The organism is Streptococcus sp. 2020WUSS089, from assembly GCF_044427405.1.
In the GTDB taxonomy this organism is placed as follows: domain Bacteria; phylum Bacillota; class Bacilli; order Lactobacillales; family Streptococcaceae; genus Streptococcus; species Streptococcus hashimotonensis.
On record NZ_JAOTGD010000002.1, the window covers coordinates 237,364 to 254,343 of the forward strand.

Consider the following 16,980-nt stretch of genomic DNA (forward strand, 5'->3'; position numbering starts at 1 on the left):
CTTACGAAACAAAAGTTCGTGTCGTCCAACTTTTTGTTCATACAGCTTGTTTTCGTTAAAAATAGATTAACGAGCATGTCAAGGTGACTAGTGGAATCAATAAAATATCTTGCTCAAAAATTAAAACATTGTAAGAAAACTAATGAAAAAACAAGTCTTCTACTTTCAAACATGTTCCAATCATTGAGCTGTCATTCAAACAATCTAACTGTCCCCCCGAACAGCCTCTATAAAATATCACAATTGCTTGGTAAAAACGAAGGTCTCATCAGATGAATTTGCTACAAAAGTAAGTAGTCTTGATCTCTGTGATTCCAAATGCAAAATATATTCATTTTAGCAAAGATATTATATATATAATCCCCAAAAAATTCAACTAATCTGTTCAAAAATATTTTTATCAATCAAACATAGTCTATTTCCCGTGCAATATCAACAGAGTTTATGTTGAAATATGTTGATATTTTTTCAAAAAACAGAAAAAAAATACATTAAACATGGTTTTTGTGTAGATTTTTTTGATATTATTATAAAGCAAGTGTGATCGGAATAATTTGAATATCAACCTAGCCATTCACTTTTTAGTATATGCTAGATTTGATTGGTCTTATATATTTATAGTTGCATTTAGCAAACTATTTTCCCCCAAAAATATACGACCAATTTTTCAAAAATATGTTGTAAATCCTCCCCCAGGTAATATACAACTCGTTTAATCACTTGCTTGGTAAAAAGAGAGAGCAATCACGTTAACTGTGACTGCTCTTTTATTTTTATATAGATTAGAGTATTCCTTAGTTTATAAAAATAGCACTCACAATAGATGAAGTGCTATTTTCATTTATCACTTAGTTGATTTCCGTACTTTGATTCCGTGGTTAAGAACTACCTCACGGTTTTCCAACTCTTCCTTATGCATGATTTTGGTGAGCATGCGCATAGCAATTGCACCAATATCGTATAGCGGCTGATTGATAGAGGTCAGGTTTGGACGGGTAAACTTGGTCACTAGGGAATCATCACTTGTAATGATTTCAAAGTCTTCTGGAACCTTGATGCCCATATCACTGACACCATTCAATAGACCAGCAGCAATCTCATCTTCTGCAACATAAGCTGCAGTTGCTCCGGCATTCAAAATACGTTCTGCTAGAGCGTAGCCTTCCTCGTATTTATACTTGGATTCAAAAACCAATCCTTCGTTAAACTCGATTCCGTTGTCCTTCAAGCCTTGTTTGTAGCCTGCAAAACGAACTTTACCATTGATGTCATCTACAAGCGGCCCTGATACAAAGGCAATTTTCTTGTTGTTCTTAGCTAACAGATTGACTGCATCAACACTAGCGGCAGCATAGTCAATATTGACACTAGGTAATTGGTGCTCCAAATCCACGGTACCAGCTAAAACAATCGGTGTACGTGAGCGTGAAAACTCCGCACGAATCTTGTCTGTCAAATGATAGCCCATGAAAATGATTCCGTCCACCTGTTTTGAGAATAGGGTATTTACTACATTGATTTCTTTCTCATCATTTTCATCACTGTTTGCTAAGACGATATTGTATTTGTACATATCGGCAATATCATCGATACCTTTGGCCAAGGTTGCAAAATAAGCATTAGCAATGTTTGGAATCACAACCCCCACAGTGGTAGTCTTCTTGCTGGCCAAGCCACGTGCAACAGCATTCGGACGATAATCCAAACGGTCGATGACTTCTAATACTTTTTTACGAGTATTTTCCTTTACGTTTTTATTCCCATTTACCACGCGCGATACTGTCGCCATGGATACACCTGCTTCGCGGGCAACGTCATAAATCGTTACCGTATCGTCAGTGTTTAACATACGTTATGTACTCCCTTTCAATAGTTCTAGTTCTATGAAAATTACGCTTTCACTCAAGTATAGTGTATCACTTTTTGAAACCACTTTCAAGAGAAAAACACCATTTTTTTGATAATACTTGCAATTTTTTTCATTTTTTGGAACAATAGTCTATATAATAAACGAAACTTTCACTTTTTTTACCACTACATGCTAGAAAGGTCTCCACTATGTCAAAATTACATCATGTTAAATCCTACTTAGAAGCCAACAAAATGGACTTGGCCATCTTCTCTGATCCAGTTAGCATCTATTATCTGACTGGCTATCATAGCGATCCTCATGAGCGCCACATGATGCTCTTTGTTATGCCTGACCACGACTCACTACTCTTTCTCCCTGCCTTGGATGTAGAACGTGCGGTTGCGACGGTTGACTTTCCTGTAGCCGGCTATATGGACTCAGAAAATCCATGGCAGATTATCAAGAGCAAATTGCCACAAAAATCTTTCTCAGCAATCGGTGCAGAATTTGATAATTTGAATTTAACCCGCTACCATGGTCTTCAGTCTATCTTTAGCCAACCATTTTCAGACATTACACCTCTGATTAATACTATGAAATTGATCAAGTCTCGTGATGAAATTGAAAAAATGCTGGTTGCTGGAGAGTTTGCGGATAAGGCTATGCAGGTTGGGTTTAACAATATCTCACTCAACGTAACCGAAACGGATATTATTGCTCAGATTGAATTTGAAATGAAGAAACAAGGCATCTCAAAAATGAGCTTTGAGACCATGGTCTTAACAGGCGACAATGCCGCAAATCCACACGGTATTCCCTCAACAAACAAAATCGAGAATAACGCTCTGCTATTGTTCGACCTAGGCGTGGAAGCTTTGGGCTATACGTCTGATATGACACGGACTGTCGCTGTCGGTAAACCTGATCAGTTTAAAAAAGATATTTACAACTTGACTCTGGAGGCTCACATGGCGGCTGTCAATATGATTAAGCCTGGTGTGACTGCTGGTGAGATTGACTATGCCGCTCGCTCTGTGATTGAAAAAGCAGGTTATGGCGAGTACTTCAACCACCGACTCGGTCACGGTTTGGGAATGAGTGTCCATGAATTCCCATCGATTATGGAAGGCAATGATTTGGTCATCGAAGAAGGTATGTGTTTCTCTGTCGAGCCTGGTATTTACATCCCTGGAAAAGTTGGTGTTCGTATCGAGGATTGTGGTTACGTTACCAAAAATGGCTTTGAAGTCTTTACAAAAACACCAAAAGAATTACTGTATTTTGAAGGGTAACCCCCTTCTTTTTTATGCTGTATACTCTTGAATAGCATCTCCACACCTCCAATTAATTATTTAAAATCACATCGTGCTATCCGTTAAAAAACTTTCCAATCTCTTATATACAAAAGTAGCTAGTACAAATTGTACTAGCTACTTTTGTATTTTATCGTAAACTCAGACGAACTATTTCTTCTCCTCTTTTTTACGTTTCTTGTACAAACCACCAAGAAGAAGACCCGCTCCAAGCATGCCTGCCCAAGCTGATGACTGTTCACCTGTATTTGGCAACACGCCTTGTCTACGCGGAGTTTGAGACTGACGAGACGGAGTTGATTCTGACTCTGAAATTGATTCAGATACTGATTCTGAAATCGATTCACTTACTGACTCGGAAATAGATTCGGAAATTGATTCACTCACTGACTCAGAGATAGACTCGCTAACTGATTCTGAAATCGATTCACTTACTGACTCGGAGATAGATTCTGATGTAGATTCAGAGATTGACTCGCTTACCGATTCTGAGATGGATTCTGAAATGGATTCACTTACCGACTCGGAGAGGGATTCAGATACGGATTCGGAAATTGATTCACTTACTGACTCGGAAATGGACTCAGAGACGGATTCGGAAATGGACTCGCTGACTGACTCGGAAAGGGACTCAGATACAGATTCGGAAATTGATTCGCTGACTGACTCTGAAAGAGATTCAGATGTGGATTCAGAAATCGACTCGCTCACTGACTCTGAGAGGGATTCAGATACCGATTCTGAAATCGACTCGCTGACTGACTCGGAAAGGGACTCAGATACAGATTCTGAAATTGATTCGCTGACTGACTCTGAAAGAGATTCAGATGTGGATTCAGAAATCGACTCGCTCACTGACTCGGAGATGGATTCAGATACCGATTCTGAAATCGACTCAGAAACTGACTCTGAAAGAGATTCAGATGTGGATTCTGAAATGGACTCGCTGACTGACTCGGAGAGGGACTCAGAAACTGATTCAGAAATCGACTCGCTGACCGACTCTGAAATTGACTCAGATACAGATTCTGAAATTGATTCGCTGACTGACTCGGAAAGGGACTCAGATACAGATTCTGAAATTGATTCGCTGACTGACTCGGAAAGGGACTCGGATACAGATTCTGAAATTGATTCGCTGACTGACTCGGAAAGGGACTCAGATACAGATTCTGAAATTGATTCGCTGACTGACTCGGAAAGGGACTCAGATACAGATTCAGAGATTGACTCGCTGACTGATTCTGAAAGCGACTCGGAGATGGATTCTGATACGGATTCAGAAATGGATTCGCTAACTGACTCAGAGATAGATTCAGAGACGGATTCAGAAATTGACTCGCTTACTGATTCTGAAAGGGACTCGCTGACCGACTCTGAGATAGATTCAGAAATCGACTCACTTACTGACTCAGAGACGGATTCGGAAAGGGACTCGGAGATTGATTCCGAAAGGGACTCGGATACAGATTCGGAAATAGATTCGCTGACGGATTCAGAAAGGGATTCTGACACAGATTCGGAAATTGACTCAGATGTAGATTCAGAAATTGATTCGCTTACCGACTCGGAGATGGACTCAGATACAGATTCGGAAATTGATTCTGAGACTGACTCTGAAAGAGATTCAGATGTGGATTCAGAAATTGACTCACTTACTGACTCGGAAATTGACTCAGAGACGGATTCGGAAATTGATTCAGATGTAGATTCCGAAATAGATTCGCTCACTGACTCAGAGATAGACTCGCTGACTGACTCGGAGATAGATTCTGAGACGGATTCGGAAATTGATTCAGATACCGATTCAGAAATAGATTCGCTGACTGACTCGGAGATGGACTCAGAAACTGATTCTGAAATCGACTCGCTGACCGATTCTGAGATGGATTCAGATGTAGATTCAGAAATAGATTCGCTCACTGACTCGGAGATAGACTCAGATGTGGATTCAGAAATTGACTCGCTCACTGACTCGGAAAGGGACTCAGATACCGATTCGGAAATCGACTCGCTGACCGATTCAGAGATAGACTCAGAGACAGATTCTGAAATAGATTCGCTGACTGATTCAGAGATAGATTCACTTACTGATTCAGAAATCGACTCGCTTACCGACTCGGAGAGGGATTCAGAGACGGATTCAGAGATAGACTCGCTTACCGACTCTGAGATAGATTCTGAGACGGATTCGGAAATCGACTCGCTGACTGATTCTGAAATTGACTCAGATGTAGATTCAGAAATAGACTCGCTGACCGATTCAGAGATAGATTCTGATACAGATTCTGAAATTGACTCAGATGTAGATTCGGAAATTGATTCACTCACTGACTCAGAGATAGACTCAGATACGGATTCTGAAATTGACTCAGATGTAGATTCGGAAATTGATTCACTCACTGACTCAGAGATAGACTCAGATACGGATTCTGAAATTGACTCGCTAACTGATTCTGAGACGGATTCGGAAATAGATTCGCTCACTGACTCTGAGATAGATTCAGAGACTGATTCTGAAAGCGATTCAGATGTAGATTCTGAAATCGACTCGCTGACTGACTCGGAGATGGACTCAGATACAGATTCGGAAATGGACTCGCTGACTGACTCGGAGATAGACTCAGATGTTGATTCAGAAATTGATTCGCTGACTGACTCGGAGATAGACTCGCTAACTGATTCTGAGATGGATTCTGATGTAGACTCAGAAATTGATTCACTTACTGACTCTGAAAGGGATTCAGAGACTGATTCGGAAATTGACTCAGAGACGGATTCTGAAAGGGACTCGCTGACCGACTCGGAGATGGATTCAGATGTAGATTCAGAAATTGACTCGCTGACTGACTCTGAGATGGATTCAGATGTAGATTCAGAAATTGACTCGCTGACTGACTCGGAGATGGATTCAGATGTAGATTCAGAAATTGACTCGCTTACTGACTCGGAGAGGGATTCAGATGTAGATTCAGAAATTGACTCGCTGACTGACTCTGAGACTGATTCGGAAATGGATTCAGAGACTGACTCAGAGATAGACTCGCTGACTGACTCGGAAATAGACTCAGAGACGGATTCGGAAATCGATTCACTTACTGATTCTGAAATTGATTCAGATGTAGATTCCGAAATAGATTCGCTGACTGACTCTGAGATGGATTCAGATGTAGATTCTGAAAGAGACTCGCTGACTGACTCGGAAATTGATTCTGAGACGGATTCGGAAATTGATTCGCTCACTGACTCTGAGATGGATTCAGATACAGACTCGGAAAGGGACTCAGATGTGGATTCTGAAATCGATTCGCTGACTGACTCGGAGAGGGATTCAGATACAGACTCGGAAAGGGACTCAGATACAGATTCTGAAATTGATTCACTCACTGACTCTGAAAGAGATTCAGATGTGGATTCAGAAATTGACTCAGAGACGGATTCGGAAATGGATTCAGAGACTGACTCTGAAATTGATTCGCTGACTGACTCTGAGATAGACTCAGATGTAGATTCTGAAATCGACTCGCTGACCGATTCGGAAATTGATTCAGATGTAGATTCAGAAATCGACTCGCTAACTGACTCGGAGATAGACTCAGATGTAGATTCAGAAATCGACTCGCTGACTGACTCTGAGATGGATTCACTTACTGATTCAACAACCGATTCTCGGACTGATTCAGAAATTGACTCTGATACCGATTCTCGAACTGACTCTGACAATGACTCTGATACCGATTCTCGAACTGACTCTGACAATGAGTTCGAAATCGAATTTGAAATAGATTCTGAACTTGAAACAGACTCTGAGTTAGACAAGGACTCGGACTTACTTGCTGATTCTGAGTTAGACAGGGACTCAGATTTACTTGCTGATTCTGAGTTAGACAGGGACTCAGATTTACTTGCTGATTCTGAATTAGACAAGGACTCGGATTTACTTGCTGACTCTGAGTTAGACAGGGACTCGGACTTACTTGCTGACTCTGAATTAGACAGGGACTCAGACTTACTTGCTGACTCTGAATTAGATAGGGACTCAGACTTACTTGCTGACTCTGAATTAGACAGGGACTCAGACTTACTTGCTGATTCTGAGTTAGACAGGGACTCAGATTTACTTGCTGATTCTGAATTAGACAAGGACTCGGATTTACTTGCTGACTCTGAATTAGACAGGGACTCAGACTTACTTGCTGATTCTGAATTAGACAGGGACTCAGATTTACTTGCTGATTCTGAATTAGACAAGGACTCGGATTTACTTGCTGACTCTGAATTAGACAGGGACTCAGACTTACTTGCTGACTCTGAATTAGACAAGGACTCAGATTTACTTGTCGACTCTGATGTTGAAATTCTACTCTCACCCTCAGCGATAGCATAGTTCGCAAAGATTGAGTTCTCTGTTGTCCAGATAGCACCTGTCGTATTCGAACTATTAGCGTAAATTGAAGTAACATGAATTTTATCTGTTGCATCAATATCTACAGATGATTTTATAAGAACAAGGAGAGGTGATGCCGTATAGCCATTCATTTGGACTTTGATCGATGAGCCATCCGGTGCATAGGTCACAGTTGTCATACTCGTCACATCTGTATACTTACTAAAATCGCCCTCCATACTGTCGATAAAGCCACCCACAGGAACGCTATAAACAATAACTTCTGAATTCTCAGGAGTATAGGTAACTGATGAAGTATCCGTTCGTACAGTCAAGCTATCATTGTAGCGTAAATTCGTGTTCATCCCATTTTCGTTCAAATAGACGACTTGTTCATAGGTTCCAGCTTTTCGATCAATATTTGTGAAAAAGCTCCTAATAGAATACATACCACCATTTGACGCAGGATTGGAGTAGACTACATTCTGTGATTTTGATACCGTCTCACCATCTACCGTAACAGTAAAAGTTTGTACTCCCTCATTCTGCACAGTTCGTTGATCAACAAATACCGAGAGTTCAATTTGTCCAGAAATATTATCATTATTAGTCACATATTCTGTCATTGTATAGGTAATTGTACGGCTTGCGTAATCCCAAGTTCCTGTTGCGACTATATTTCCATTGACAACAATATTTGGAATAACTGCATCATTAACAACACCATTTCCTGTTGTATTCAAGGTATCAGAAAGGACAATTTTAAATGTATCACCCGCTTTAGCTGCATCATCAAGTGTAAATTTAATGACCGAGTACATGTCTCCGCCATTGGCTCCCATTGGCTCGATTGCCGTATTAGGAACATTCAATTCAATATCAACATTTGAGAGAACTGAAGTGGAAGCCAATACACGGAAACCAGACCCCTCAACTACTTTGATAGTTGTAAGCTGGGTAATACGACCTGTCAAACTAATAGCTGATTGAGCTGAGGAAGTCGCAAGGCTCGTTACTTGTTCCTGGGTCAATGTTTCATCTATAAGCGCTGCTTCTGCCTTTGTTAAAGCTGCTTCTGCAGTTTCCAAGGCTTTCAAGTACTTAGCATATTTATCTGTAGTTGTATCAACATTTTCTGGAACAGACTTAGACAGTGCATCTTTCAACGACGCAATTGCTTGTTCTAGTAGGCTTTTATCGACCTTCTCTTCCTCAGTAGTCGCACTATTATCACTTTGAGCTACTTCTGAAGTGGCAGTCTCTACTGAGGTGGTTACTGAATCAGTAGACGCAGTAGTTGTTTCACTTGTCGCAGTTTCCACAGTCGGAGTCGTTTCCATAATAACCGTATCCGCCGTTCCAAGCGTTGTATCTGTTGCAACTTCTGATGCCATTGTGGTTTCCTCTGCTCGGACCGTTTCATCCAAAACTAGACCACCACCTAGAACCGTTCCTGCAGCAATTACTCCTCGTAGGATTTTAGCAGAATCCGAGATTCCCGAATTTATAGCATACTCATCTACCTCGCTTGCAGATCGCTTAAATTTGATAAAGCCAATTTGAGTCATAACAGTGCGTACCCAGTGCTTTCCAGCCTTATGCATTTTTACACGGGTTTTACGGCTTGTCTCACTCATATATTTTTGTGTTTTCTTCATTCTTTCCTCGTTCCATTGTTAGACTCTCATCCAGTTTAACTGCTTAACGATCCTGTCGCTTCCCCCAACAATTGTAACTCATAAGATATGAAAGTCTACAAAAATTATTTTCCCCCACATTCACTTCAATGAATGTTTATGTATAAAAATAAAATAGCTTCAACACTAGAGAAAACTCTAATGTTGAAGCATAATAACTAATTCAGAATTTATTCATTCCAATCAGATTAATGCTTAATCTGTTTATTTTTCTTTGCGACGACGTGACGCCACTGCAACTGTACCCAACAAAGCTAAACCTACCAATGCAAGTGCAGATGTGCTTTCACCTGTTTCTGGCAAGATTGCGCTTGTCTTAGGTGTTACTTTTGTTGTCTCAGTCACCGGTGTAGTTGACGGAGTTGTTGGTTGGTTCGGTGTTGTTGGTGTAGTAGGTGTAGTAGGTGTTGTTGGCTCCTCATTTTCTTGCTTATAAACGTAAGTTACATGAGTTTCACCTTCAACTACTTTACCTTTTGCATTATTTGGAATACGAGATTCTACAAGAATGTAACGTTTTCCATTGAATACAATCACTTTTGGACGATTGTCTGAAGTATCGTAGTCTCCGCCTACTGTACCGTTCTCAGTATCAACTACTGGTGTCTTGATAACATTACCATTTTCATCAACATAATGAACAATTACTTTACCTTGTTTTTCAACAACTGGTGGAACAACTGGTGTTTCGACTTTCTCTTTGTACTCGTATGTGATAGTTTGTTCACCTTCTACAACTGTACCGTTGCTTGGGGCATCACCTTCATTTGTACGTGTACGAACAAGTTCGTAAGTCTTACCATCTTTTGTGATAGTTGCTGGTGGTGTGTCACCATATGGCTCATCGACTGGTGTATCGGTTGGTTTAACTGACTTATCGTCTGCGATTTCAGTCTCTGTACCTTCGATAACGTAACGAGCTACTACTGAACCTGTCTTAACAACTGGTGTTTCAACAACTTCTTTGTACTCGTAAGTGATAGTTTGTTCACCTTCTACAACTGTACCGTTGCTTGGGGCATCACCTTCATTTGTACGTGTACGAACAAGTTCGTAAGTCTTACCATCTTTTGTGATAGTTGCTGGTGGTGTGTCACCATATGGCTCATCGACTGGTGTATCGGTTGGTTTAACTGACTTATCGTCTGCGATTTCAGTCTCTGTACCCTCGATAACGTAACGAGCTACTACTGAACCTGTCTTAACAACTGGTGTTTCTACAACCTCTTTGTACTCGTAAGTAATGGTTTGTTCGCCTTCAACAACTGTACCGTTGCTTGGGGCATCACCTTCGTTTGAGCGTGTACGAACGAGTTCGTAGGTCTTACCATCTTTTGTGATTGTAGCTGGTGGTGTGTCGCCGTATGGCTCATCAACTGGTGTATCGGTTGGTTTAACTGACTTATCGTCTGCGATTTCAGTTTCTGTTCCTTCGATAACGTAACGAGCTACTACTGAACCTGTCTTAACAACTGGTGTTTCAACTTTAGTATAGATATAAACTACAGTCTTCTCACCTTCTTCAACTTCACCTGTTGGTGTTGCACCTGTTTCATCAACTTTAACAAATGTGTAGCCTTCGAAGTTACCAACTGTTGTTTCATAGGTTGAACCTACTTCACCATCACGAACGACATCTGTTGTATCCGCAAGAACCTCACCTTTATCAGTGATGTGACGAACAAGGACGCTACCTGTCTTAGCAACTGGTGCTTCAACTTTAGTGTAGATGTAAACTACAGTCTTCTCACCTTCTTCAACTTCACCTGTTGGTGTAGCACCTGTTTCATCAACTTTAACAAATGTGTAGCCTTCGAAGTTACCAACTGTTGTTTCATAGGTTGAACCTACCTCACCGTCACGAACAACATCAGTTGTATCTGCAAGAACCTCACCTTTATCAGTGATGTGACGAACAAGGACGCTACCTGTTTTCTTCTCAACTGGATCTGGTGTATCAACAACTTCTTTGTACTCGTAAGTGATAGTTTGTTCACCTTCTACAACTGTACCGTTGCTTGGGGCATCACCTTCATTTGTACGAGTGCGTACAAGTGTATAAGTCTTACCGCCAAATGAAATTGTAGTTGGAGGTGTGTCGCCGTATGGCTCATCTACTGGTGTATCGGTTGGTTTAACTGTCTTATCGTCTGCGATTTCAGTTTCTGTTCCTTCGATAACGTAACGAGCTACGACTGAACCTGTCTTAACGACTGGTGTTTCTTCTTTTTCTTTGTACTCGTATGTGATGGTTTGTTCGCCTTCTACAACTGTACCGTTGCTTGGGGCATCGCCTTCATTTGTACGTGTACGAACAAGTTCGTAAGTCTTACCATCTTTTTCGATTGTAGTTGGTGGTGTGTCACCATATGGCTCATCGACTGGTGTGTCAGTTGGTTTAACTGTCTTATCGTCTGCGATTTCAGTTTCTGTACCCTCGATAACGTAACGAGCTACGACTGAACCTGTCTTAACGACTGGTGTTTCAACTTTTTCGTATACGTAAGTAACTGTCTTAGTACCTTCTTCAACAGTTCCTTCTACCGCATCTGAACTTACCAAGTGACCGTCTTCTGTTGTTTCACCAACTGTGTGTGTACCTGCAACAACACGTTTGTAAGTCACGCCATCTTTTTCAATTGTTTCTGGATACTCATCCGCTGATTCTTTAGTGTTGTAAGTTGAACCAACTTCGCCGTCAGTTGTATCTTTAACAGTTGTCTTCAACTCAAGACCGTCTGTATCAACGTAAGTGATAACAACGTTACCTGTCTTAGGTGCTTCAACTTTTTCTTTGTACTCGTATGTAATAGTTTGTTCGCCTTCTTTAACAACACCGTTTTCTGGGGCGTCACCTTCGTTTGTACGTGTACGAACAAGTTCGTAGGTCTTACCATCTTTTTCGATTGTTGCTGGTGGTGTATCACCGTATGGCTCATCTACTGGTGTATCGGTTGGTTTAACTGATTTATCATCTGCGATTTCATCTTCTGTTCCTTCGATAACGTAACGAGCTACGACTGAACCTGTCTTAACAACTGGGGTTTCTACTTTTTCTTTGTACTCGTAGGTGATGGTTTGTTCGCCTTCTTTAACAACACCGTTGTCTGGGGCATCACCTTCATTTGTACGTGTACGAACAAGCTCGTAAGTCTTACCATCTTTTGTGATAGTAGCTGGTGGTGTATCACCGTATGGCTCATCTACTGGTGTATCGGTCGGTTTAACTGATTTATCATCTGCGATTTCATCTTCTGTTCCTTCGATAACGTAACGAGCTACAACTGAACCTGTCTTAACAACTGGGGTTTCTACTTTTTCTTTGTACTCGTATGTGATAGTTTGTTCGCCTTCTTTAACAACACCGTTTTCTGGGGCGTCACCTTCGTTTGTACGTGTACGAACAAGCTCGTAAGTCTTACCATCTTTTGTGATAGTAGCTGGTGGTGTATCACCGTATGGCTCACCTACTGGTGTATCGGTTGGTTTAACTGATTTATCATCTGCGATTTCATCTTCTGTTCCTTCGATAACGTAACGAGCTACTACTGAACCTGTCTTAACAACTGGGGTTTCTACTTTTTCGTATACGTAAGTGACTGTCTTAGTACCTTCTTCAACAGTTCCTTCTGCCGCATCTGAACTTACCAAGTGACCGTCTTCTGTTGTTTCACCAACTTTGTGCGTACCTGCAACGACACGTTTGTAAGTCACACCATCTTTTTCGATTGTTTCTGGGTACTCATCCGCTGATTCTTTAGTGTTGTAAGTTGAACCAACTTCGCCGTCAGTTGTATCTTTAACAGTTGTCTTCAACTCAAGACCTTCTGTGTCAACGTAAGTAATGACAACGTTACCTGTCTTAGGTGTTTCAACTTTTTCTTTGTAGACGTAAGTGATTTTTGTTACACCTTCAGCAACTGTACCTGTTACTGGAGCAACACCAAATGTTGTCGTTGTTGCAGTAAGGTTATTGTCTTCACCGACTGTACCAACTGTATAAGTACCTGCAGGAACAAGTTCATACGTTTTACCATCTTTTTCGATAACTGCTGGTTTTTCAGTTGTACCTGTGATTTGTTCTGCGTTATATGCCGTACCTACAGCAGTTCCTTCTGGTGAATCAACGTATTGTTTCTGAAGAACATTACCTTCTGTGTCAACGTAGTCAACGACAACTGATCCAGTTTTCACTTCTTGGTATACATAGGTAACTTTCTTCGTACCTTCTGCAACTTCACCTGAAACTGCATCTGTTCCCAAATCTTTAGTTGTTACTGTCAAGTTTCCATCTGTTCCAACAGTACCTACATTGTAGTTACCAGCAGGGACTAATTTGTAAGTCTTACCATCTTTAGTAATCACAGATGGACGCTCTGAAGTGTCTGTTGAAGCTTTTGTACCTGTATCGTTTGCTGTATTGTAAGCAGTACCAGGTGCTACATTGGCAGTATCAACAAACTGTGTACCAATCTTGTTTCCGTCTGTATCAACGTAATCAACGATAACTGAACCTTTCACTTCTTCATATACGTAAGTGATTGATTTAGTACCTTCAGCAACTGTACCTGTTGGTGTATCTGTACCGAATGTAAAGCTTCCAGCATTTTCAGACAAGCTACCGTCTGCATTAACTTTACCAACTGTTGCAGTTGTTTCTTTTGCAACCAACTTGTAAGTCTTACCGTCTTTGGTAATCACTGCTGGACGCTCTGTTGTTTTATCTGATGCGACTGTACCAGAGTCTGCCGTTGTATCGTAGGCTGTACCTACCGCTTGGTTTGTAGTGTCTTTGAACTCTGTACCGATTACGTTACCTTCAGTATCGACATAGTTAACAACTACTGAACCGTACTTAGTATTACTCAAACGAACTGAGAAACGAAGAAGGTCTGCGTTTGTCGTTGAATTACCTACATCTTCAACTTTTTCTGACCAGAATTTATTCAAACCGTTGACACCATCTCCATAGCTAGTGCTGTTGAAGAATACTGGGTCAGTTTTATAAGTTTCCGTTGGATACTCTGTAAATGGAGTTGATTGATGGAAAAGTTTGAAGGTTACTTGTTTAAATGTACCTACCAATCGGATTGAACCAGTACCAGCCGGTACCAAGTTAGGAAGACGGTAATCCCATAGATACATATCATCGTTTCCAACGACTGCTTTATCATAGGTGTTCTTTTCAGTTACATTAATAGTTGTATCTGTAACTGTCAAGTTTGTTCCTGTTAGTTTTTCTAACTTAACATCAGGTGTGACAAGTTTAAAGTTTGTACTATTAAATGATCCTCTAGCAAGGAATACTTCACCTGTTTTGACATCATCGACAATTGCCTTACCACTACCACCAATACCTGAAAGGTCGATGATTGGGTTAGTTACTTCTTCGCTAAAAGTCAATGTCAACTCAGCATTCTCAACTTCACCACTATAGTTCAGTTTTTCAGAAAAATCCGCAGCTGGAGTTGAAGGTGATGGCTGAAGGTAAATCCCCATCGCTGGAATAGATGCAGGTTCTGGAGTTCCTGCCAACATATCTGGTGTAGCACTGTAAGCTGCTTGGTTCTCACCTGGCACTAGGTAGCTGACACCAACTTCATTACCATTTGTCGGAGTGATAGTTGCCGTCACAGTAATAGTTGAACCATCTTGTTCAGTAATAGTTGATTCAGCAGTTGTATGTGCTGTATAAGCCCACTCTGTCATTTGCGGGTTAACATTAGCATTACTTGATGGAATTGTATCTGTAAATGTCCATTCTCCATTTGCAGAATAAGTTTCCTCCGCTGCATAAACAACTACTTGCGGTGCAGCGAAAGATTCCACCGCTGCGCCTGCCATAAATAGCGTCGCACCTACAGTAACAGAAGCAAGTCCACGCTTAAATTTGCGCAACGAGAAATACTCCTGCTTCTTGATCATCTTTTTTGATTGATCTTTAAACATATGTCTAAATTCTCCCCTAAATTTTTTGACATCCACCTCATATAATAAAGCGAAAATCTATAAGCTAATTATATATCCTATCATATATTTCGTCAATCAAAATGGCTTAGGATTATTTTGTTTTTTTTGTGTACTTTTTATTAAGAATTAACATTTAATATATTATTTCTTGAACATTTTCTTATAAAAATATCTTTTTGTTCGTTTTTTTGTCTTTTGTATCTATTTTTTCATAGCAGGAGATTTCTACAAACAACTACTATATTTTTGAATATTTATTCTTTTTTTCTTAAACCTCTTCATTATAAACAGATGTAATCGGTTGCTATATTATTTTTTTTTAATATTTTAGTGAATAATACTTCCTATTATCTTGAAATATATTCATTTATTTTAACCATACAATTTTTCAATGTTTTTTATAATCCGAACATCAGTATTTACACAAAAAACAGATAGAAATCATCTGTTGAATAAAACAAACTCCCTACAAATAATAGGGAGTTCTAATAGCATTAAAAATTTCGTCCGTTTTTACCGTAACCGTATTTTTCCATAAAGTCTTGACGGAATTCCAAAAGGTTGTCATCCATGATTGCTTGACGGACATTCTTCATCAAATTAATCAAGAAGTAGAGATTGTGATAACTTGTCAAACGAATACCAAATGTCTCGTCAGCCTTAAGTAAATGGCGGAGATACGCACGTGTATAGTTTTTACATGTGTAGCAATCGCACTCTGGATCTAACGGTGTAAAGTCCTCAGCGAACTGAGCATTTTTCACTACAAGACGTCCACGACTGGTCATACAGGTTCCATTACGTGCAATACGTGTTGGTAATACACAGTCAAACATATCAACCCCACGAATCACGCCATCAATCAAGCTATCTGGTGCTCCAACACCCATGAGATAGCGTGGTTTATTCTCTGGTAAAAGAGGGGTCGTGAAGTCCAGTACAGCATTCATTTCAGCGTGTGTTTCACCAACAGCCAATCCTCCAATAGAGTATCCTGGAAAATCCATGCTAACCAAATCATGGGCTGATTGGCGACGGAGATCTTCAAAACCAGCACCTTGTACAATACCAAATAAGCCTTGGTCATGCGGACGGCGGTGAGCCTTGAGACCACGTTCTGCCCAACGACTTGTTCTTTCGATGGATTTTTTTACATAGTCATAAGGCTGGTAGAACTGCGGACACTCATCAAAGCTCATCATAATATCAGAGCCAAGATTGTTCTGAATAGAGATAGCTTTTTCAGGTGACAGGAACATCTTACTACCATTGAGATGGTTTTTGAAGGTCACACCTTCTTCTGAGATATTGCGACTATCCGCCAAAGAATAAACCTGGAAACCACCAGAGTCAGTCAGAATCGGTTGATCCCAATTCATAAACTTGTGCAAACCACCTGCACGCGCCACCAATTCGTCACCTGGACGAAGCCAGAGATGATAGGTATTGGATAGAATAATTCCTGAACCCATCGCCTTCAATTCTTCAGGCGACATGGTTTTTACCGTTGCCTGAGTTCCAACTGGCATAAACATGGGGGTTGGAAAGGTCCCGTGTGGGGTAATGATTTCGCCCAAACGTGCACCTGTGTGCTTTTCTTTCTTAATCAAGCGATACTTGATTGGAACATCTGTCATGTTTTATTTACCTCCCGCTAGGAAAAACAGTCCTAGGATATTAGTTCTGGATTCACAGTTCAGCTCTTTCATATCATACATAAAAGCACTTTACTGTGAATACAGTTTCTTAATCTTGCATGGT

Annotated in this window: 5 protein-coding genes; 1 reads left to right on the forward strand and 4 read right to left on the reverse strand. The window is 40.5% G+C overall.

What is annotated here, in order from left to right:
* Positions 1 to 844: 844 nt before the first annotated feature.
* Positions 845 to 1,849, reverse strand: coding sequence for a catabolite control protein A (gene ccpA, locus ODU46_RS03580; protein WP_004298830.1), 1,005 nt, complete (start codon positions 1,847 to 1,849; stop codon positions 845 to 847).
* A 209-nt stretch (positions 1,850 to 2,058) separates the two neighbouring features.
* Here ccpA and ODU46_RS03585 point away from each other — a divergent pair, with 209 nt between their 5' ends.
* Complete coding sequence (locus tag ODU46_RS03585; RefSeq protein WP_024409133.1) at positions 2,059 to 3,144, forward strand: Xaa-Pro peptidase family protein; 1,086 nt, start codon at positions 2,059 to 2,061, stop codon at positions 3,142 to 3,144.
* Positions 3,145 to 3,315: 171 nt separating this feature from the next.
* Here ODU46_RS03585 and ODU46_RS03590 read toward each other — a convergent pair whose 3' ends face one another.
* From ODU46_RS03590 to tgt, 3 genes are all read right to left on the reverse strand, one after another.
* Positions 3,316 to 9,210, reverse strand: coding sequence for a DUF445 family protein (locus ODU46_RS03590; protein ID WP_398579252.1), 5,895 nt, complete (start codon positions 9,208 to 9,210; stop codon positions 3,316 to 3,318).
* Between the two features lie 243 nt (positions 9,211 to 9,453).
* Entirely contained in the window at positions 9,454 to 15,198 is a 5,745-nt protein-coding gene (locus ODU46_RS03595; RefSeq protein ID WP_398579237.1) for a MucBP domain-containing protein, read from the reverse strand.
* A gap of 515 nt (positions 15,199 to 15,713) precedes the next feature.
* Positions 15,714 to 16,856 (reverse strand): tRNA guanosine(34) transglycosylase Tgt, encoded by a 1,143-nt coding sequence (gene tgt / locus ODU46_RS03600; RefSeq protein ID WP_024414817.1) that lies wholly within the window; start codon positions 16,854 to 16,856, stop codon positions 15,714 to 15,716.
* Positions 16,857 to 16,980: the final 124 nt, after the last annotated feature.